The organism is Salinicola socius (genome assembly GCF_001937195.1).
Classification (GTDB): Bacteria; Pseudomonadota; Gammaproteobacteria; order Pseudomonadales; family Halomonadaceae; genus Salinicola; species Salinicola socius.
This window is the reverse complement of record NZ_MSDO01000004.1, coordinates 53292-69414: the sequence shown is the minus strand read 5'-3', so window position 1 is coordinate 69414 and position 16123 is coordinate 53292. Positions and strand designations below refer to the sequence as shown.

General features: G+C 57.8%; 26 protein-coding genes. 12 read left to right on the top strand and 14 right to left on the bottom strand.

Annotated features, from left to right (window positions below):
- Positions 1–72: 72 nt before the first annotated feature.
- Both BTW07_RS04610 and BTW07_RS04605 read right to left on the bottom strand, forming a co-directional pair.
- On the bottom strand, positions 73–231 hold the full coding sequence (locus tag BTW07_RS04610) for a YqaE/Pmp3 family membrane protein (protein ID WP_075569000.1): 159 nt from the start codon (positions 229–231) through the stop codon (positions 73–75).
- A 170-nt stretch (positions 232–401) separates the two neighbouring features.
- Positions 402–656 carry a hypothetical protein gene (locus BTW07_RS04605; protein ID WP_075568999.1) on the bottom strand — a complete coding sequence of 85 codons (255 nt, stop codon included), beginning with the start codon at positions 654–656 and terminating at the stop codon, positions 402–404.
- 257 nt (positions 657–913) lie between these two features.
- Here BTW07_RS04605 and BTW07_RS04600 point away from each other — a divergent pair, with 257 nt between their 5' ends.
- The 4 genes from BTW07_RS04600 (at position 914) to BTW07_RS04590 (ending at position 2786) form a co-directional block, all read left to right on the top strand.
- Positions 914–1234, top strand: a complete 321-nt coding sequence (locus tag BTW07_RS04600) for a hypothetical protein (RefSeq protein ID WP_075568998.1) — start codon at positions 914–916, stop codon at positions 1232–1234.
- Between the two features lie 158 nt (positions 1235–1392).
- A complete protein-coding gene (locus tag BTW07_RS04595) occupies positions 1393–1590 on the top strand; it encodes a hypothetical protein (RefSeq protein ID WP_144076822.1) in 198 nt (65 codons plus the stop codon).
- Positions 1591–1814: 224 nt separating this feature from the next.
- Entirely contained in the window at positions 1815–1964 is a 150-nt protein-coding gene (locus tag BTW07_RS19985; RefSeq protein WP_167369276.1) for a hypothetical protein, read from the top strand.
- A 432-nt stretch (positions 1965–2396) separates the two neighbouring features.
- Positions 2397–2786, top strand: a complete 390-nt coding sequence (locus tag BTW07_RS04590; RefSeq protein WP_075568996.1) for a hypothetical protein — start codon at positions 2397–2399, stop codon at positions 2784–2786.
- 486 nt (positions 2787–3272) lie between these two features.
- On the opposite strand, the gene BTW07_RS04585 is transcribed toward BTW07_RS04590, so the two are convergent.
- From BTW07_RS04585 to BTW07_RS04570, 4 genes are all read right to left on the bottom strand, one after another.
- Entirely contained in the window at positions 3273–3509 is a 237-nt protein-coding gene (locus BTW07_RS04585) for a hypothetical protein (protein ID WP_075568995.1), read from the bottom strand.
- Between the two features lie 356 nt (positions 3510–3865).
- A complete protein-coding gene (locus BTW07_RS04580; protein WP_075568994.1) occupies positions 3866–4018 on the bottom strand; it encodes a metallothionein in 153 nt (50 codons plus the stop codon).
- 102 nt (positions 4019–4120) lie between these two features.
- Complete coding sequence (locus BTW07_RS04575) at positions 4121–4522, bottom strand: lysozyme inhibitor LprI family protein (RefSeq protein WP_075568993.1); 402 nt, start codon at positions 4520–4522, stop codon at positions 4121–4123.
- A 92-nt stretch (positions 4523–4614) separates the two neighbouring features.
- Positions 4615–5631 (bottom strand): endonuclease/exonuclease/phosphatase family protein, encoded by a 1017-nt coding sequence (locus BTW07_RS04570; protein ID WP_075568992.1) that lies wholly within the window; start codon positions 5629–5631, stop codon positions 4615–4617.
- 260 nt (positions 5632–5891) lie between these two features.
- Between BTW07_RS04570 and BTW07_RS04565 the strand changes: the two genes are divergently transcribed.
- The 3 genes from BTW07_RS04565 to BTW07_RS04555 all read left to right on the top strand — a co-directional run bounded on the left by BTW07_RS04565 (position 5892) and on the right by BTW07_RS04555 (position 7724).
- Positions 5892–6377 (top strand): hypothetical protein, encoded by a 486-nt coding sequence (locus tag BTW07_RS04565; protein ID WP_075568991.1) that lies wholly within the window; start codon positions 5892–5894, stop codon positions 6375–6377.
- 88 nt (positions 6378–6465) lie between these two features.
- Positions 6466–6816, top strand: coding sequence for a hypothetical protein (locus BTW07_RS04560; RefSeq protein ID WP_075568990.1), 351 nt, complete (start codon positions 6466–6468; stop codon positions 6814–6816).
- 2 nt (positions 6817–6818) lie between these two features.
- Positions 6819–7724 carry a tyrosine-type recombinase/integrase gene (locus BTW07_RS04555; RefSeq protein WP_075568989.1) on the top strand — a complete coding sequence of 302 codons (906 nt, stop codon included), beginning with the start codon at positions 6819–6821 and terminating at the stop codon, positions 7722–7724.
- Here the strand turns inward: BTW07_RS04555 and BTW07_RS04550 are convergent.
- Entirely contained in the window at positions 7719–8012 is a 294-nt protein-coding gene (locus tag BTW07_RS04550; protein ID WP_208605367.1) for a HigA family addiction module antitoxin, read from the bottom strand. The two genes, BTW07_RS04555 and BTW07_RS04550, sit on opposite strands and share 6 nt — an antisense overlap.
- A 180-nt stretch (positions 8013–8192) precedes the next feature.
- On the opposite strand from BTW07_RS04550, the gene BTW07_RS04545 reads away from it, so the two are divergent.
- Genes BTW07_RS04545 through BTW07_RS04535 form a run of 3 tightly spaced genes read left to right on the top strand, consistent with a single transcriptional unit; the run spans position 8193 to position 10158 of the window.
- Positions 8193–8441: a DUF1654 domain-containing protein gene (locus tag BTW07_RS04545; protein WP_075568988.1), complete on the top strand. Its 249-nt coding sequence runs from the start codon at positions 8193–8195 to the stop codon at positions 8439–8441.
- Complete coding sequence (locus tag BTW07_RS04540; protein ID WP_075568987.1) at positions 8438–8881, top strand: LexA family protein; 444 nt, start codon at positions 8438–8440, stop codon at positions 8879–8881. Before BTW07_RS04545 ends, BTW07_RS04540 begins: the two co-directional genes overlap by 4 nt.
- A gap of 2 nt (positions 8882–8883) precedes the next feature.
- The gene (locus tag BTW07_RS04535) at positions 8884–10158 is read left to right on the top strand and encodes a Y-family DNA polymerase (protein ID WP_075568986.1); all 1275 of its coding nucleotides are present in this window, start codon (positions 8884–8886) and stop codon (positions 10156–10158) included.
- A gap of 375 nt (positions 10159–10533) precedes the next feature.
- Here BTW07_RS04535 and BTW07_RS04530 read toward each other — a convergent pair whose 3' ends face one another.
- Together BTW07_RS04530 and BTW07_RS04525 are read right to left on the bottom strand one after the other, a co-directional pair.
- Complete coding sequence (locus BTW07_RS04530; RefSeq protein ID WP_075568985.1) at positions 10534–11250, bottom strand: nitroreductase; 717 nt, start codon at positions 11248–11250, stop codon at positions 10534–10536.
- Positions 11251–11325: 75 nt separating this feature from the next.
- The gene (locus BTW07_RS04525; RefSeq protein WP_075568984.1) at positions 11326–12072 is read right to left on the bottom strand and encodes an NADPH-dependent F420 reductase; all 747 of its coding nucleotides are present in this window, start codon (positions 12070–12072) and stop codon (positions 11326–11328) included.
- A gap of 104 nt (positions 12073–12176) precedes the next feature.
- On the opposite strand from BTW07_RS04525, the gene BTW07_RS04520 reads away from it, so the two are divergent.
- On the top strand, positions 12177–12572 hold the full coding sequence (locus tag BTW07_RS04520) for a winged helix-turn-helix transcriptional regulator (protein ID WP_075568983.1): 396 nt from the start codon (positions 12177–12179) through the stop codon (positions 12570–12572).
- Positions 12573–12763: 191 nt separating this feature from the next.
- Here BTW07_RS04520 and BTW07_RS04515 read toward each other — a convergent pair whose 3' ends face one another.
- Positions 12764–13426: an SOS response-associated peptidase gene (locus BTW07_RS04515; RefSeq protein WP_075568982.1), complete on the bottom strand. Its 663-nt coding sequence runs from the start codon at positions 13424–13426 to the stop codon at positions 12764–12766.
- Between the two features lie 37 nt (positions 13427–13463).
- Between BTW07_RS04515 and BTW07_RS04510 the strand changes: the two genes are divergently transcribed.
- Positions 13464–14132: a hypothetical protein gene (locus tag BTW07_RS04510; RefSeq protein WP_075568981.1), complete on the top strand. Its 669-nt coding sequence runs from the start codon at positions 13464–13466 to the stop codon at positions 14130–14132.
- Positions 14133–14185: 53 nt separating this feature from the next.
- On the opposite strand, the gene BTW07_RS04505 is transcribed toward BTW07_RS04510, so the two are convergent.
- Genes BTW07_RS04505 through BTW07_RS04490 form a run of 4 tightly spaced genes read right to left on the bottom strand, consistent with a single transcriptional unit; the run spans position 14186 to position 16096 of the window.
- A complete protein-coding gene (locus BTW07_RS04505) occupies positions 14186–14473 on the bottom strand; it encodes a hypothetical protein (protein ID WP_075568980.1) in 288 nt (95 codons plus the stop codon).
- On the bottom strand, positions 14470–14922 hold the full coding sequence (locus tag BTW07_RS04500; RefSeq protein WP_075568979.1) for a hypothetical protein: 453 nt from the start codon (positions 14920–14922) through the stop codon (positions 14470–14472). Before BTW07_RS04500 ends, BTW07_RS04505 begins: the two co-directional genes overlap by 4 nt.
- Positions 14922–15254, bottom strand: a complete 333-nt coding sequence (locus BTW07_RS04495) for a hypothetical protein (protein ID WP_075568978.1) — start codon at positions 15252–15254, stop codon at positions 14922–14924. Before BTW07_RS04495 ends, BTW07_RS04500 begins: the two co-directional genes overlap by 1 nt.
- Positions 15254–16096, bottom strand: coding sequence for a pyocin knob domain-containing protein (locus BTW07_RS04490; protein ID WP_075568977.1), 843 nt, complete (start codon positions 16094–16096; stop codon positions 15254–15256). Before BTW07_RS04490 ends, BTW07_RS04495 begins: the two co-directional genes overlap by 1 nt.
- Positions 16097–16123: the final 27 nt, after the last annotated feature.

Sequence of the window (16123 nt, the reverse complement as noted above, 5' to 3'; positions counted from 1 at the left end):
CACGATGATGAGACCGCTGAAACGGCATCGGCTTCCCTGAGGAAGCCGATGAACTCGACACTGAAACGCGTCTTAACGCGTCGCAATGATCCAGATCGCGTGGATGATACCCGGGATATACCCCAGCAGCGTCAACACGACGTTGATCCAGAACTGCAGCCCCAGACCAACCTGCAGGAATACTCCTACCGGCGGCAAGAGAATAGCGAAGATGATGCGAATGATGTCCATATGGCCTCCTTTGCTCAGAACGACATCGTTGTCAGTATTCGACAATCCGTTGCGGTGCCTCGACAACCGGTTTGTCCGCTAGTCGAGGTGGACGAGATGAAGACATCTCGTTGAAAAGTCTTGATTCACCCAACACCAGCATAGCGTCGTTTGGTATTGAGCGCTTCCGCTCATTGTTCGCGATTCGAGGAGTCGTCACGAGCCCGGCGAGTCTTGCTCGCCTTGGCATGAATCGAACGCGAATCGGCGGCCAGCGTTTCGTGATAACGATCCCAGTCTTCCCAATCGTGGGGCGTGCCACTACGCGGGCCGTGCTCGGCTGCCTCTCGAGCCCGAGCCCAAGCCTTCTCTTCGAGCGACTGCGGCTTGTCTTCCTCCTTGTCGAGAGCGATTCCCTGCCTGGCAAGATAATCTCGAGCGTTCATGATCGGGCCCTCCTGGTCGCCATATACGATCCAGGCAAAACGCACTGGGCCGTAGCGATATCGGATAAATGGCGACGACAACCAGACACTTCAAGGCAGCGGCCTACCTCGCTGACGTAAAGATTCCGCGTGTACAGATTTTCCTGCCAGCTTACGTTTATGGCCTATAGTTAGGGGGCATAACGGCTCAGCCACGATCGTGGCTCCGGCATCGTTGTTATCCCGACATAGCTGTTCTCTCGCAAAAGGACTTTGTCATGAGAAAGAATCTGATCACTGCCTCCCTGACCGCAATGCTGCTGATGGGCGCCGCGGGTCATGCGCTTGCCCAGAGCGACGCCATGGAGAAAGCCTACGACGCCAATGAAGAGCCCCTGACCGAGGGTAGTGGGGTTACCAAATCCAACGGCGAGCAGTCTGATACCGCGACAGGTCACAGTCAGGCCGCGGACGAATCAATGGACGCCGTCAAGTCGGAAACCGATGAAACGACGGACGTTCCCGACTCCGACCAACTCGACGAAATCAATGCCGAGGGCCAAAGTGACGCCGCCGGCGAAGCCATCGAAAGCCAGTGACGTCATTGGGGTCGGCAAAAAAGGGGCTTCCGCCCCTTTTCGGTTCGAACGATCCCGTTTGCTACCGGTTCTGCGCACCAGCAGTGATGGAGTGTCAGGAATCCGGCCAGGACGGCCACATGGGACTACAGAGCAGAAACGGTCATCGGGAGGTATGCTTGAATCAATATGCCGTTCGTCATTCTGACATCAACGAAACGCAAGAGGCGCCGGAGTGGCTGGTGGTGGACACGCGCTATGACGACAGTGGCGATGATCACTGGATACAATCCCGCCATGCGTTTTCGGAAGAGGCCGAAATGGAAGCCGAACGGCTCAATGGGAACGACACGTCTCCCATCGGCAGTGTTGATTGAGCCTGGCATCCGAACCATAAGACCTTAAGCTCTGTCTGAAAAATCGGCGAGCGATGGCCAAACTAGGCAAAAATTGACGAAAAAGCGGAGTTTACGAGGTGTAAATGAGCATTTTGAGTCAATTTTTAACGCCGTATGGGCGAGCGCAGGCATTTTTCAGACAGAGCGTAACCACGACTCGATAGACTATCGAGAAGTCGACCCATCCAGCTCAGGGGTACGTCATGAAAAAGTTGATCGGCGCCGCCATCGCGAACTGGTTCAGAAAGCCGGAAAACCGCGAGAAAGCCAAACAAACGGCCAAGCAGGCCTACAGCAAATATCAGCAGCGCAAAGGCAACTCGCCAACGGACAACGGTCGCAAACCCCGCTAGAACAGCTGACACCTGGGCGGCTCCCATTCGCCAGGAGGGTTCGCCGCCCATCTGAACATCTTATTTTCGCTCAACCCTCGCCCCTTCCATTCTCGGGTCTACTCCCCCACGAGTCGTTACCGCGGACTGGCGAACGAGATTGTCGTCAATTCAAACGGGCGGCAAACCACCCGAACCATCCAGTCCGGGCCGTCGAGACCAAATTGAGCTCAGATATCCATGAAATTTATCGATACCTCGCTGGAGGATGGAAATTGCCATTGCTAGTGTAATCATTTAAACATCCAGTTCAGTACTCCATTAGCCGTATCACGCTTGTCGGCCATTTATTTTTGCTCGAGGCAATCTCTTACGTGCATCTAAGCCGGTACCCACTGCGTAATCCCGAAGACGGCAGTAGATTAATAGCCATATACTGACGGGAGCTCGTCTATGTCGAATCGCTACTTCGTGCGTATCGTCAATTCCAACATGCCTGATGAACACTTCGTCGTTGCCGATTTTCGTCGAAACGGCGCGTGCATGAACGTCTATTTCAACCGCCCCGCCGCCATGGAAGAGGCGAGATGGTTGAACCGACATCATCACCGACAACAACTCAAGTCCGCACAGTTTTGTGGCCAACACGATTTTCATCTGACGACAACGCTTCCGCCCTCGATAGAACCTGCGGCGTCGATTTCCTTGCCCCCCGACCACGTTACCGGAAATCATTCTCCTGACTCTGAAACCATTGCCGCGCATCCTCCCCCCGCGCAGACGCGCGAGAGTGCGGCGCAGGCCGTCAAGAAGCTGATGACGCAACGACTGGTCAGGTCCTAGGTTGGTAGCCGGATATCACCGTTTGAATCGCTGCCCCGGACAGAAAATCCGGTAGCCCATGGAAGACAGGTGTGATTCTGCTCAACTTATCCGCTCCTCTGCCGTTCATGTATCAATGCGTACCATGAGATGGCGTATCGAGATGGCAGCAGATGGGGTGGGCGATGAGAATGACGGCAAAGGACCGCGCAGCACCTCTCATGACAAAAAGAGGTCGAGAACCCAAGCGTGAGAGTCTGGCAGTTCTTGCCGAACGGCACGGGATGCCCCTAAGCACGCTCAAGACACGGCTGAAGAAGCTGATAGACAGGGGAATTGACAGAGAAAAGGCCATTCGCCTGGCCCTCGAACATCCAATAGGCCCGCAAGGACGTCCCAGACTCGAGCCACAATGACTTGGGTGACCGAGGGCGCCATCCCGGTGAGTGGCGCCCTTCCCCATCACTCCGACTTTTGGAACTGGCCTCGACTTCCGGAAGCATCGTCTCAACGGCCGGTGTCTTTGGAAGCATCGCCACCGGGAAGCGCCTTCTCTACCCCGTCGGCGATCTCCTCCTTGACGAATGTCTCCTCCCGCTTTTGCATGTCGACAGTAAAGTCCGACTTTTTGCCGACAATCGCACCGCATGAGACACAATGGACTTGCTCGTCCGGGGCGTCTCCCGAGGGTACATCCAGCGTCTGCTGACCACATTTCGGGCACTGAGCATGGGCTTCTGCCATGGCGCGTCTCCTTTCATGAGCGATCACCATCAGCGTAGTCGATCGGCCAGGCGTTCGCGCCCTGCTTCAAGACCAATGACACCTGGGGGCGATCGCTTCAGGCACGACAAAGGCAGCAGGATTGCCAAATCAATGGCTTGAGAAGGGAACGATCGTCGAGAGAAGAGGACTGGCCTGAGATGACCGATGGAGCGGGTGAAGGGAATCGAACAGGATAGCTATCACTGGCGATATCTCTACTTTTCTGCCGGCACATACAACCGACCATACAAGCTGTCACGCGCTGAGTCTGGCCTACGTTGGGGGACTCAGGCTGGAATAGGTCTCGGCAGCTGAGCGCCGCCGAGACATTCAGATCAGCCGCACGCGCAATTGTGACCGCATCCCTTACTACCATCAGTATGGCCGTCGGCGCAGGCTTGGCAGCAATACAGTTTTCCATTTGCCTCGGGTGATTGATCAGTAACTTTGCAGTCGCATTTCGGGCATGCACACGTTTCTTCAGACATAAGTGATCTCCTCTGTTGATCATCCCAACATAGGCCTACCCTCCATTGTTATGTCATCACAATGACGATCTCTTCTCCGCCAGCATTGCCATTCCCGATGATCTATTGTCGTGGAACCGGGCAACTCAGATCGCCCTCTTCGCACTGCGAGTAGCTCTTCAACGTCTCGGTGCGCTGCTGGGTCAGATTCTCCAGGCATCCGGCTTTGACCATTGAATTGGCACTGCCACCAGAGGTCGGCCCACTCACGAATTCACATTCGGCGTCCCGAAACTTGATCCATGTCCGTTGGGCTGTCTTCAGCCGATTCTTCGAGTCGCTGTCGAGCCGGCCCATGATCTCGCCATAGGTTGTATTCAGCTCCTTGTCCGCAGCTTGGTAGCCCTCGCCCGCGCAGGTGTTCATCTCCTGCTGAGTGGTTGCCTCGTCGCAGGAAGAGGCCGCTTGGACCAGTCCGCTCAGACTCGCCAGTGCCAAGCCCGAAACCAGTAGAAATCCACGCATTCGCCACCTCGCTTTTGATGTTGTGCTCTATCGATATCCATACTCTGCTCACCCTAGCCAACGACCGAGAGACTTGCTCGTAAACCATGGTCTCAGGTACCACATACCAGCCCGCTCGCCGCGATCTCATGCGCCCGTGATGCACCGATCCCGCTGATGCGCGCCAGATCATCGGCGCTCGCCCAGGGCCGCCCGTCGATGATGTCTTGTGCTCGGGCCGGGCCGACATTGGGCAGCCGGTCCAGATCGCTCGTCGTGGCGGTGTCTAGATCAATGCAGCTTGGACCACCCGCCTGGCCACCCTCGCCCGCCAGCTCATCCGCACCAGAGAATCTCGCCTGCGCATTGCCCGTGGTCAGGTAGACGGGGGCATGGTCTGAAACGATGTCGCGAGCGGTGGCATGATCGATGTTGAGAATTTCGGGAAAGCGTACGATGCCGGTACCGGTCACGCTGAGTTCGGCGGGGTCATACCAGAAGTTGTCATAAAGGCTGACGTATTGGCCGTTGGTCTCGCTCAGGGTCGTGGCGCCATGGGTAATGGCTGGCTGGGCGCCGGTATCACGTAGCGGCTGCCAAACGGAATCGCTCGGCGGTAGGTTGAAATCACCGGCGATGACGCGGGCGCTATCCGGATAGACCTCGCGCATCCACTCCCAGATACTGGTCAGCTCGCGGATCTCCGGCGTACGATCGGCACGGTTGTCGCCGTAGACGATGTGCACCGCGGCCATCGCGATCGTGTCGCCGGTACCCTTTTCCCGGAACTCCGCCAGGTACGGCTCGCGCGCGAACAGGTCGCCGGGATCCAGGTACACAACGGCGCCCTTGGTGTACTCAACGGCGCTGTCCCGCCACAGGTAGGCGTAACTCTCGCGGTACGAGCTGCGCCCCACCGTGTGCGAGATCATCGAGCTCCACTCCTCACCGGTCTGCCTCTCCAGTTCGCCCTCAAGCTGGGTGACAGCGTTGTCATCCATCACTTCCTCGAGTGCCCACAGGTCGGCGCCCTTCGCGACATCGGCCACGGCATCCAGGCGCTTCTCGTTATTCCAGCCGAGGTGCTTTAGGTTCCAGCTACCAACGGTAATGTCGGCACTAGCTGCCATTGAGAAGCCGAATGAAGCAAGCACTAGCGAAGCCGTAGAAAAGCCCTTGTTACAGCCGGTCATAAGATTGCCCGATCACGGAAATGGAGGGGCAACCTACCTGACGCTTGCCAAATGATCCACGCAGGCGACTTCAAAGGAAATTGCGCGAAAACTTGCAAGGTACTACCTGGGGTAGTACCTTTAGTCACGAAGGGCAGACAACGCCCACATCCTAAGCGAACTGGCCCATCCCGGGCGCAGAACCAAGGAGCCACATCATGACCCTGAACATTGCTCTCATCGAAGCCACCGACCGCACTCTTCGGACCTACTCCACTACGGCAAGTGCTGCTGACACTGCCATCAAGATTCAGCTTCTCTCGATCGTGAGGCTCGATGAAATCGACAAAGCCACTCAGCCGTTTTCCGAACCCCTGCAGCTCGCGCTACTCGATGTCACCAACACCACCCCGGAGCGACTGCTGGAACTTCTGAGCGCCCACTACGATGCGGGTTTCGATGTCGGTGAACGTCTGGCAGATCACGTGAGCCTCAGCCGAATGAAGGCCGCATGCTGGATGATCACAAGCGCCTCACAAACAATCTGGCAATCCCCCGCACTGGAAAATCGGTATCAGGAACTCTCCGCCGCCGCTTCAACCGCACGTGACAACGGCGACACGCCGATAATCATCAAGCTGGCTGATCAGATTACGGCTCTCCATGCCGCCAACGCAGCTACCGCTAAAGCCTGGATGGCATGAAATCAACCTCCGTCCGCCTTTGTCGGCGGGCGGTACCACTGACCACGCTACCTCCGGCCATGGCCGGGGCATTTCATTGGAGCTATCCATGACTGAGAACCGCAAGGCCAAGCGCCCCAGCATCTACCTGAGCCCACCGCTCCAGCAGGTCGCAGACAATCTCCGTAACGGTCAAAGCCTGAGCCAGCGTCTGGCCACGGTGGCCGAACGCTATCGGCTAGTGTGCAGCAATGTTCCCACGCTCACCGAGAATGAACGCGTGATCGTCGGCAGCACACTGTCTGGCTCTCACGTCGAACCATTACTGATCAAACACCTCGACGACGAGATAGAGGACAGCGACGCCGGCGATCTAACAGAACGACGCGACCTCGCTGCTCGGGTGCGCGATATGACACTCGCCGAGCGCGTAGCACTAATCGAATCGCTCGGTTACTAGGAATGGCGCATTCGATCTTTCACCGCTGGAAGCAGCGGCGCGTCACCGTCGAGTCGTTTGCCGAGCAATACATCGAGCAGATTCGCAGCCAAAACCTGAAACCCAAGACGCTCTCGAACCGACGTACTCACGTCCGCCACCTCACTCATCACATCGGAACGATGGCCGTTCGCGATGTCCGACCATTTGATGTGTTACGAGCGGTCAACAGCATCATGGATTCCGGCCGAGGATCCACGGCGCGGAGTGTTCGCTGGGAGGCTGAGTCGATGTTCCTCGCAGCGGTTTACGAGGGGATTATCGATTCGAATCCCGCGGTCCCGGTCAAACCACCTCGGGTGCCGGTCAACCGGGCTCGGCTTATGTTCGAGGAGTGGCAGGCGATCTACGCCTGGTCATGCCGCAACGCGTTACCCTGGGAGTCGTATCTACTCATCCTCGCGCTCGTAACAGGGCAGCGGCGCTCCGACCTGATCACCATGCGGAAATCCCACATCGTGGATGGGCACCTGAGAGTGGAGCAACAGAAAACCGGCGCACGAATCGAGCTGCCGCTATCTCTTCGGCTCGAGGCGCTTGATATCACGCTCGAGGAGACCGTTCGACTCGCTGATGACTACCGGCGCCCGGGAGATCTCCTGCTGCGACGCCGCAACGACATCCAGTTTTGCCCCAAGGGGTTGTCCCCATCGTTTCAAAAAGCGCGTATGGCGGTTTACGACGACTCGCGCTGGACACCGAAAACACCGCCAACGCTCCACGAGATTCGTTCGCTATCAGAGCGGCTATATCGCGCTCAGGGCATCGATACGCAGAATTTACTCGGGCATCAGCACCAGTCGATGACAGACCAATACAATCACGATCGGGGGCGCACCGCCGGCGAATGGAAGCGGCTACAGCTATGAATTGCCGTCTACCATCAGGCGCTCCACCGCGGGCCTCTCACGCTGTCTCAACTGCCACAGGTCATGGTTCTGCTGCATCGCCAACCAGTGCTCTGCGGTTGTCAGGCCAGCTAGCTCCAGCCGCCACGCAATATCGGCGGATATGCTCGTCTGACAGTTGGTGATGTCGGAGAGCAGCTGAGAATCCACGCCGAGCCGGCGCGCACTCTCGTCGACAGTCAATCCCAACGACTCAATCACCTCCTCGCGTAGTATCTCCCCAGGGTGAACCGGGTTAAACATCACCATTCTAGATTACCTCGCCTGTGATCTAGTGCAGATTTATCAGCTGCCGAGCATCCGAACAACTAGCACCTATAGCTCTAATGATGCATACGACCCCCGTATAGCTAAATTTCGCTATTTGCCTACTCATGATTCCTATCTGATACTGTACGCACATACAGTATTCTTAGGGAGCACGCTGTCATGTCCGCACAATTCAAAGCCGCCGCGTCGTATCAGCAGCTGAGCCGCCGCATACAGCAGCAGATCGCCCGGGCTCGTGATCGCGAGCAGTTCGCTGTCACCGTCTATCGCTTTGACGAGGACGACCCCGCCGCGTGGGAGCGGATGCTGGGTGAGTTCGAGGAGCTGGATTACGTGTCCGTCAGTCGCGTGGGCGTTGCCGAGGCGCTCATTACGTGGAACGCAGCGGAAGCGGAGGCGGCGTCATGAATACCGTTGTCGACGTCCTTGGCCAGGCCAACCTGAACGCGCCGGCGCTACCCATTCCGCTGGTCGGCGGCGAGGTCCGTGCGGGTTTCCCCTCCCCCGCGGATGACTACATCGAGAGCGAGCTCAACCTCACTGAGCTACTGATCCCACATCCGAGCTCGACATTCATGGTTCGCGCCAAGGGCCACTCGATGGAGCGTCACGGGATCTATGACAGCGACCTGCTGATCGTCGATCGGTCGCTCGAGCCGCAGGTGGGCGATATCGTGGTGATGGCAGTCGACGGGGAGCTGACGTGCAAGCAGCTGCGCATGATCGGCAAGCGCCACTACCTGTGCTCTGGCAACGAGCATTTCCCCCCTATCCCGCTCACCGGCTGCGATTGCCATTGCTGGGGCGTGGTGACCGACAACATTCACTCTCTGCGTCGGAGACGGTAACGATGATCGGGCTCGTCGACTGCAACAACTTTTACGCCTCGTGCGAACGGGTGTTCCGGCCCGATTGGGAAGGCCGGCCGCTGGCCGTGCTGTCCAACAACGATGGCTGCGTGATCGCTAGGTCGAACGAGGCGAAAGAGCTGGTCGAGATGGGCGCGCCGACGTTCAAGATCCCGCCGGCGGCTCGACAGCAGCTGATCCTGGTCTCGAGCAACTACACGCTCTACGGCGACATGAGCCGGCGCGTGACGGCCACGCTACGCGAGTTCACGCCGGACGTGGAGATCTACTCAATCGATGAGAGCTTTCTCGGGTTCGATGGGTTCCCTCTCGATGGGCTGATCGAGCACTGCTGCGAGATGCGGCGCGTCGTCCGGAGAAACACCGGCATACCCGTCAGCGTCGGGCTATCGACCTCGCGAACGCTGGCAAAGCTGGCCAACCGCCGAGCGAAGAAAGATGCGACATTCGGCGGCGTGTGCCTCATGGATTCGGATGGCGATGAGACGCGGGCCGTCCTCAAGGACTTGCCCGTAACGGATCTCTGGGGTGTGTCCGGCCGTCTGGGCCAGCGCCTCGCACAGCTCGGCATCGTCAATGCCTGGCAACTGCGCGAAGCCGATCCCAAACGCATCCGTGCCAGATTCTCGGTCGTGCAGGAGCGGCTCGTCTATGAGCTTCGCGGCATCGACTGCATCGATACCGACGATTACGGCGAACCAAAGAAAAACATCATGACGTCCCGATCATTCGGACGGCTTTCGAGCGATCCGCACGAGGTGCGCCAAGCGATACGCGCACACGCTGCCCGCGGCGCCGAGAAGCTCCGCAAGCAAGGCAGCGTTGCCCGAGCGATCCAGGTGCACCTGAAAACGAACAAGCACAGGGAAGACTTGGCACAGTATCACCCCGTCCTAGTCGTGCAACTCCCCCATCCAAGCAACGATACTCGCGTGATTGTCGGTGCCGCCCAGGCCGCACTCAAGCGGGTCTACCTCGGTGGGTACCGATACATGAAGGCCGGCGTGATGATGCTCGACCTCGCCCAGGCCGACACGCTGCAGCACGACATCTTCGACTCCCCGGAGAGTGACGCCGAGCGGGAGCGATCGGCGAAGGCATCGGCGGTTATGGACGAGCTGAACCGGCGCATGGGGAGCGGGACCGTACGACTGGGCGGCACGAAAGGGAAAGCGGACTGGAAGCTCAAGGCGGAGCTGCTGACGCAGCGCTACACGACGCGATGGGATGAACTGCCGGTGGCACATCTGAAATGACAAACCCCGGCATGGAAGCCGGGGTCGGAAGGCAGACGCGAGTGATACGGCGAACGTGCACGAACGCATAGGCATGGCGTCGGGATCATCCTATCACCAGATAGAACTACATGAATATGCTCTAGGATACATCCGGCGCCACCGACATGAAAAAAAGCCCGGCCGAGTAGCCGGGCAAACTTCTTTACCGCGGGAACCTCTCGAGCGGCTTCTCTTCGCTCCAGACATAGACTATATCGGCGGAGTGGTACGCCGCTTTAGTACGAGTAATCAGACGCGTTGCGTCAGAGATCGCTTACAGCGGATTGATCAACTACGCGTTACGATTATCTCCGTGCTTATTGACGGCGGCACTCTCGGGCCGCCGGCATCCAATTAGGAATGAAAGGTAACGCTTTCCGAAACAGGCACGCGGTCCATCCGCATGCGGTTTCCCGGCGCGTCCTCATCGGGATAACCGAACGAGATGCCAAAGAGCATTTTGTGGTTCTCAGGTATGTCGAGCACCTTTCGGACCGTCCCGGCGAAAAAGCCCAGCATAGTCTGGGGAATGCCGCCGAGGCCTCGCGCCGCGAGCGACAACAGAAACGTCTGGCCGTACATGCCAATATCCCCACCCACCCGGACGTTGTCGCCGAAGAAAGGCATGAATAGCAGCGCGATCTGCGGTGCGCCGAAGAATGATAGATTCTTGGCAGCGGCTCGATGCCGACCGTCCGCGTCGGCTCGCATGACGTTCATGGCCTCATAATAAGCCTTGCCTTGAGCCTTCTGACGCCCAAGATAGGGCTCGACGAACTCTTCCATGTCAAAAGTAAAATCTGGCGTGTGTCGGCCAGCATCGTTGTCGGCGTGCATCGCCATGGACAGCTCCGCTAGCTTCGCCCCCCGAACGATATGGGTGTGCCAGGGCTGGGTGTTGCAGTTCGATGGCGCGTTCTGAGCGTCTTGCAGTATCTCGTTTAGCACCGCGTCGGGAACGCAGGTGGGTAGGAAGCCGCGATAGGATCGCCGGGTGCGGACCGTTTCCTTGAAGGAGAGAGTGCCGTCGGCATCCGGCGCGGACGAGATGGTCTCTTGCGGTTGAGTCATAGCCGTAAGTCCGTTTGCTGAGAGACCGCCCTGCATGATGGGCGGGTCCGTAAAAAGCAGGCAAGGTAACCGGGGTCAGGCGACACCGTTATATTCGCGGTTCAACGCCGGCAGATCTGAAGGCATCACCTCGCGATCAAAGGTCATCAGCCGCTCGAATATGAGGCCGCGAGCCCTGATCCTCTCCGCTTCGTTCGCCTGGGCCACGCCCTTTAGCACCATTTCAGCACTATAGTCGCAGCAATAGCCGGGGGCGGCGGGCTGATGGCGCCAGCTGTTGGCCAGCGATCCGGTATCGACTGGGTCGAATCCCATAATGTCCACGATCTCCATGGCAACACGCTTGGTGTCGCCGTCATCGCCCGCCACGGCGATGGCCAAGCGTTCGCGCGAGCCCTTCGGTGCAGCCTTGTTGGCCAGTGACTCTGCAAGGATGTTGTTGAATGCCTTAATGATCGGTCGACCGATCTGCTCGGAGACCCAAACACTTTCGACTTTCCCCGCCTCTAGATCATCGATCTTCGGGTCGCGTATGCCAGGGTAATAATTGCTGGTATCGATGATCGGAACGCTGGCCGGGACGCCGTCAAAGAAGTCCTCCGGCAGCTCTGCCAAGGCGGGCAGTGGGATCGATAATACGATCGCCTCCGCCCCCTCAACTGCGCCGCGGGTGTCGGTGGGAGTAGCGCCAATTTCGCGGGCGAAATCGCGCACGGCGTCAGCCCCTCGTGAATTGGCAACACTAACTTCATGGCCAGTCGCCGCCAGCTTACGCGCGACTGTGCTACCGATACTTCCTATGCCTATGACGCCGATTTTCATAATCTGCCCTTCTTCAAAGTAGGTTCGGCATCTAATATGGGACGGAGCAGCAATAAGGGCAAGAACACACAAGATAGTAAGGTACACACCAAAAGGTAAGTCTGATGAAACGTGACTGGCGATGTGAAGACCCCAAACAGCAACTCGTCTGGGCTGCCGCGACAGGCGAGACGCTGCGCGTGCTCGAAGGCAAGTGGAAAATCGTCATCATTATCCAGCTCTTCGCGGCAAGGGGGCCGCTGCGATTCTCGGAACTGGAACGGCGGGTGGAGGGCGTTAACCAGAAAATGTTGATCCAGCAGCTGCGACAGCTGGAAGCGGATGGGATCGTCATTCGGAAGATCTATCCAGAAGTCCCACCCAAGGTCGAATACACCCTCAGCGAGATGGGCACCGCCCTGGGCCCTTCGATTGAGGCTCTCATCGACTGGGCCTTTCTGCGATGCGAAGCATCAGGAGAGACGGACGGCGACGAACCCGCAAGGGAGGCAGAACACTGAAACAGGGGGCTCGACGCCCTTGAAAGCGTACTGCCCGGCGCTATAGCTGAATCAATCGCAAGCAAAAAGCCGGCCTTTGGACGGGCTGAGATTCACATTCCAAGGACGTAACTCGCGCGACTAAAGTATCTGTCGGTCGCGCGCCAAGAGACATGAGTGCGAATATTCCCACACGTGATGTCAGGCATCGCCTACAGCGGATTGATCAGCGCCGCGTTACGATCATCGCCAGGCTTATTGACTGCGGTACTTACTGGCCAATGCCGGATCAGGCCGGCGTCGATATGCCGAGTGACGCCACGGATGGCGTCGCGCTCCGTGAAATGGGGATCCAGCCATGGTTCCAGCGAATCGTTATCCAGCGCCAGCGGCATCCGGTCGTGAACCTCTTGCGCACTCCCCCGCGCCGGCTCAGTGATGATCGCCACCCCAGGCGCCAGGTCATCGCCGCGGTCGGTCCAGATGCCGGCGAGATAAAGCGTCTGGCTATCGCTGCGGGTGATGAAATGCGGCTGCTTGCGACCATCGAGGGACAGCCATTCGTACCACCCATTTGCTGGTATCAAGCAACGGTGGCGCTTAAACGCTGGCGCGAAGTATCGGCTGGTAGCCACGGTCTCGGCTTTGGCGTTGATGGGCTGTGGAGCTTTAGCGCCGGCCCATGCCGGCCGATATCCCCACCAGAGCTGCTCGATCGTGACGGGTGCCTCGTCGTCAGCGCGACGCGCGACACTGATCAACGTGCCCGGTGGCACGTTGTATCGGGGCTCGGCATCAGCGAAGAGATCGGGCTGGGCCACGGCCTCGGCGAGCGCTGAAAAGTCCATGCTGTAGAAAGCGTATCGTCCGCACATAGTAGGATCCAATCAACAACAATCAATGAGGCTGAGTATGGATAAATTACCAAGTTGGGCAACTATTCTGATAGCTATCACTGGTGCTCTAGGCACGATTGTCACTGCGCTAGCGACAGTATTTTTGTGGAGAGTAACTACGATACTAGCTCGCGAAACCACTAGAATGGCTGATGCTTCTTCGCAGCCTCATGTTGTAGCCACACTATCGCCAAACAGATGGTCTATGATTCATTTCGACTTACATGTTGACAACCCAGGGAATGCTCCTGCCTATGACGTGACCGTCACTTTTGATCCTCCAGTCGAAAATGAAGACGTCCGAGAAGGGTATGCTCCACCTTTGCAAAACATCAGCGTTCTCAAGCCCGGCCATGGGCTTTCCAGCTACTTGACAGAGTACAAATCGATCAAGGGAGTAGACTTCAAAGTAGAAATCAGTTGGAAACGTAAGGCCTCAGATGAGGCGAGGGAATACAACTCATACACTTTAAGCATGAGTGACCAAGAAGGGATTAGCAAACTAGGCAGTGATCCGTTGGCACAGATTGCTAACGATATTAAAAAGATAAATGAGGCCTTATCGCCAGTGCTCCGGGGAAACCGGAAGCTAAAAGCTGACGTGTATGACACTTCCGATCGGGAGGCAGATCGCGCGGCCATGATGGAATGGCGAGAAGAGATGAGAAAGAAATCTGATAGTTGATCTCATCTATTCTTTTTTGGCGCGTGATTGGCTCACACGCCGGCCGCTCCTCTCTACTCCTCCGCCACCCTCACCTGCCCATACCCCACGCGCCGCTCGACGCCGGTGTCTACGTTGCGCAGCGCGACTTGGCCGAAGCTGAACCGTTGGTAATTCTGCAACTCGTACAGCCCGACCCAATCCGGCCCTGACTGGATGTTGAGCCTTGTGCTAGGCGGCAGGGTCTCGCGCAGCTTCGCTTCGCACTTGTCGCACTTGTCGCGCGCGGCGCGGGCGGCGCGGGCGGCGCGGGCGGCGCGGGCGGCGCCGTTGAGTTTGTCGATCTCGGGGAACTGGCTCATTCGGTGGGCTCCTCATCTGTCAGAGATTCCCACGTCACCGCCTGGGCTTCCTCGTCCGTCTCCGCGCCTTGAATCATCCACTCGCCACGTTGGCGCAGGCCGGTATACTCCTGCCACTGGATGAACGACTCGGCATTGCGCAGCACGGCGGCAACGAGTTCCGTCAGCGTCTCGGCACCGTCACTACCGTTACGGCCCTTGAGGATCGCTGATAGCGCGGGTGTCGCTGGAGCATCGCCTTCGCTACCGGCATCGAGCCACGCCTGGTACGCAGTCGCTTCGTTCTGCTGCTGAGTCCAGCTCAGGCGCTCGATTGCAGGATACTCGCGCAATAGCGGCTTGGCCCCTGCCTCGTAGTCGGCGTTCAAACTTTCGAGCGCCTTGGTCTTGGCCTGTTCGAGTCGGTCGATGGAAGTCGGCATGTGGGTCTGGCTAGCGATGCGCCCCATTAGATAATCTCCTCATATTCGGTCTGTTGCCGCTGCCAATGCGCACGACGCGCGTCGTAGCTTTCATTCGTTTCGTGGTCGTCACGCAGCACCCGTTCTGGGTAAGGATTGAGCAGCCAGACGGTCAGGTTACCGTCCTCGTCACGCGCCGCGCCTCGGAACACGTCATGCGGCAGGGTCGTCTCGATCTCGTCGGCGCGGCAATGCCCGATGGCGAGTGCCGAAAATTCGACGCTGTCGGTCTGTCCCGCGATCGTGGCAGTGACGGTTTCGCCACTGAATGAGTAGACCACCAAGAAGTCAGCAATTTGTGGTGTGTAAACGACCTTCATCAGTAGACTCCAATGGCAATGCCACGACACTCGGGATAGGTGTCGTCGCTGTTGAATGATTCGCCATAGCCAGACCACGCCGCGATACGACATCCTGTGTTGCCTGGTGAAGTGTCACCTCTTAGCGTGGCACGCAACATCCTTGCGGAAGCGATAGAACCCCAGTCAGCAGCCGGTAACACGACGAAGCAGTTCGAAAAGCCCGCAGGAAAAGACCAGTCTGTGCCCAGCCGATTACCATTATCGTATCTCAATGTTAGAAGAGGGCTGACGCAAACTTGGATTCGGTTGGGTAGCCTGAGAACCCAGCCATTAGAGTTGCTGTAGACCTTGGGTGCGGCAATTTCCTTCCACGCTGACCAAGTGGCGTTGACGTAACTACGCGTCCAGGCTCTGGGGTCGTCGTCGTCATTCTCAAGATAGAGAATGTTGGTTACACCGCTGTTATAACCGCTGCAATAGATGGTGCCAGATCCACCGGGGCGGTTTGCTAAAGTTGAGGTCGCCCTATAGCAACCGGCGGGAATATTAGTTGGGTCGGAGTCCATATCAAACTGATCTAGATTTGGACCACCGTACCATGTCGGTTGTGCACCAACATTGCCTACCCCGTACTTTTTCAACTCGACCAACGCTGCCGCCACAAATCCCATCTTGTTACGCAGCAGTGCCGCATCGCCTACGCCGGCGTCCGAGAGATAATTAGCAGAAGCGAGCAATCCAACGTTCCCATCGTTCGCGCGCTCGGTCAGGTTGAACGCCGAAGCGAGGGCGTTTTCGACGGTAGTGATAAGACCGTTCACAACCTCATTCAGCTGGTCCTGATTCGATGCCGTCGCCATAGGATCTCCTACATAAAAAAAGCGCCC

Excerpts from the sequence above, each read along its gene's own strand:
- BTW07_RS04590 (WP_075568996.1), top strand. The coding sequence starts at position 2,397 with ATGTCGAATCGCTACTTCGTGCGTATCGTCAATTCCAACATGCCTGAT.
- BTW07_RS04510 (WP_075568981.1), top strand. The coding sequence starts at position 13,464 with ATGGATAAATTACCAAGTTGGGCAACTATTCTGATAGCTATCACTGGT.
- BTW07_RS04565 (WP_075568991.1), top strand. The coding sequence starts at position 5,892 with ATGACCCTGAACATTGCTCTCATCGAAGCCACCGACCGCACTCTTCGG.
- BTW07_RS04570 (WP_075568992.1), bottom strand. The coding sequence starts at position 5,631 with ATGGCAGCTAGTGCCGACATTACCGTTGGTAGCTGGAACCTAAAGCAC.
- BTW07_RS04560 (WP_075568990.1), top strand. The coding sequence starts at position 6,466 with ATGACTGAGAACCGCAAGGCCAAGCGCCCCAGCATCTACCTGAGCCCA.
- BTW07_RS04535 (WP_075568986.1), top strand. The coding sequence starts at position 8,884 with ATGATCGGGCTCGTCGACTGCAACAACTTTTACGCCTCGTGCGAACGG.
- BTW07_RS04575 (WP_075568993.1), bottom strand. The coding sequence starts at position 4,522 with ATGCGTGGATTTCTACTGGTTTCGGGCTTGGCACTGGCGAGTCTGAGC.
- BTW07_RS04585 (WP_075568995.1), bottom strand. The coding sequence starts at position 3,509 with ATGGCAGAAGCCCATGCTCAGTGCCCGAAATGTGGTCAGCAGACGCTG.
- BTW07_RS04495 (WP_075568978.1), bottom strand. The coding sequence starts at position 15,254 with ATGAAGGTCGTTTACACACCACAAATTGCTGACTTCTTGGTGGTCTAC.
- BTW07_RS04580 (WP_075568994.1), bottom strand. The coding sequence starts at position 4,018 with ATGTCTGAAGAAACGTGTGCATGCCCGAAATGCGACTGCAAAGTTACT.
- BTW07_RS04515 (WP_075568982.1), bottom strand. The coding sequence starts at position 13,426 with ATGTGCGGACGATACGCTTTCTACAGCATGGACTTTTCAGCGCTCGCC.
- BTW07_RS04520 (WP_075568983.1), top strand. The coding sequence starts at position 12,177 with ATGAAACGTGACTGGCGATGTGAAGACCCCAAACAGCAACTCGTCTGG.
- BTW07_RS04490 (WP_075568977.1), bottom strand. The coding sequence starts at position 16,096 with ATGGCGACGGCATCGAATCAGGACCAGCTGAATGAGGTTGTGAACGGT.
- BTW07_RS04605 (WP_075568999.1), bottom strand. The coding sequence starts at position 656 with ATGAACGCTCGAGATTATCTTGCCAGGCAGGGAATCGCTCTCGACAAG.
- BTW07_RS19985 (WP_167369276.1), top strand. The coding sequence starts at position 1,815 with ATGAAAAAGTTGATCGGCGCCGCCATCGCGAACTGGTTCAGAAAGCCG.
- BTW07_RS04600 (WP_075568998.1), top strand. The coding sequence starts at position 914 with ATGAGAAAGAATCTGATCACTGCCTCCCTGACCGCAATGCTGCTGATG.
- BTW07_RS04525 (WP_075568984.1), bottom strand. The coding sequence starts at position 12,072 with ATGAAAATCGGCGTCATAGGCATAGGAAGTATCGGTAGCACAGTCGCG.
- BTW07_RS04550 (WP_208605367.1), bottom strand. The coding sequence starts at position 8,012 with ATGGTGATGTTTAACCCGGTTCACCCTGGGGAGATACTACGCGAGGAG.
- BTW07_RS04500 (WP_075568979.1), bottom strand. The coding sequence starts at position 14,922 with ATGGGGCGCATCGCTAGCCAGACCCACATGCCGACTTCCATCGACCGA.
- BTW07_RS04540 (WP_075568987.1), top strand. The coding sequence starts at position 8,438 with ATGAATACCGTTGTCGACGTCCTTGGCCAGGCCAACCTGAACGCGCCG.
- BTW07_RS04530 (WP_075568985.1), bottom strand. The coding sequence starts at position 11,250 with ATGACTCAACCGCAAGAGACCATCTCGTCCGCGCCGGATGCCGACGGC.
- BTW07_RS04610 (WP_075569000.1), bottom strand. The coding sequence starts at position 231 with ATGGACATCATTCGCATCATCTTCGCTATTCTCTTGCCGCCGGTAGGA.
- BTW07_RS04545 (WP_075568988.1), top strand. The coding sequence starts at position 8,193 with ATGTCCGCACAATTCAAAGCCGCCGCGTCGTATCAGCAGCTGAGCCGC.
- BTW07_RS04505 (WP_075568980.1), bottom strand. The coding sequence starts at position 14,473 with ATGAGCCAGTTCCCCGAGATCGACAAACTCAACGGCGCCGCCCGCGCC.
- BTW07_RS04555 (WP_075568989.1), top strand. The coding sequence starts at position 6,819 with ATGGCGCATTCGATCTTTCACCGCTGGAAGCAGCGGCGCGTCACCGTC.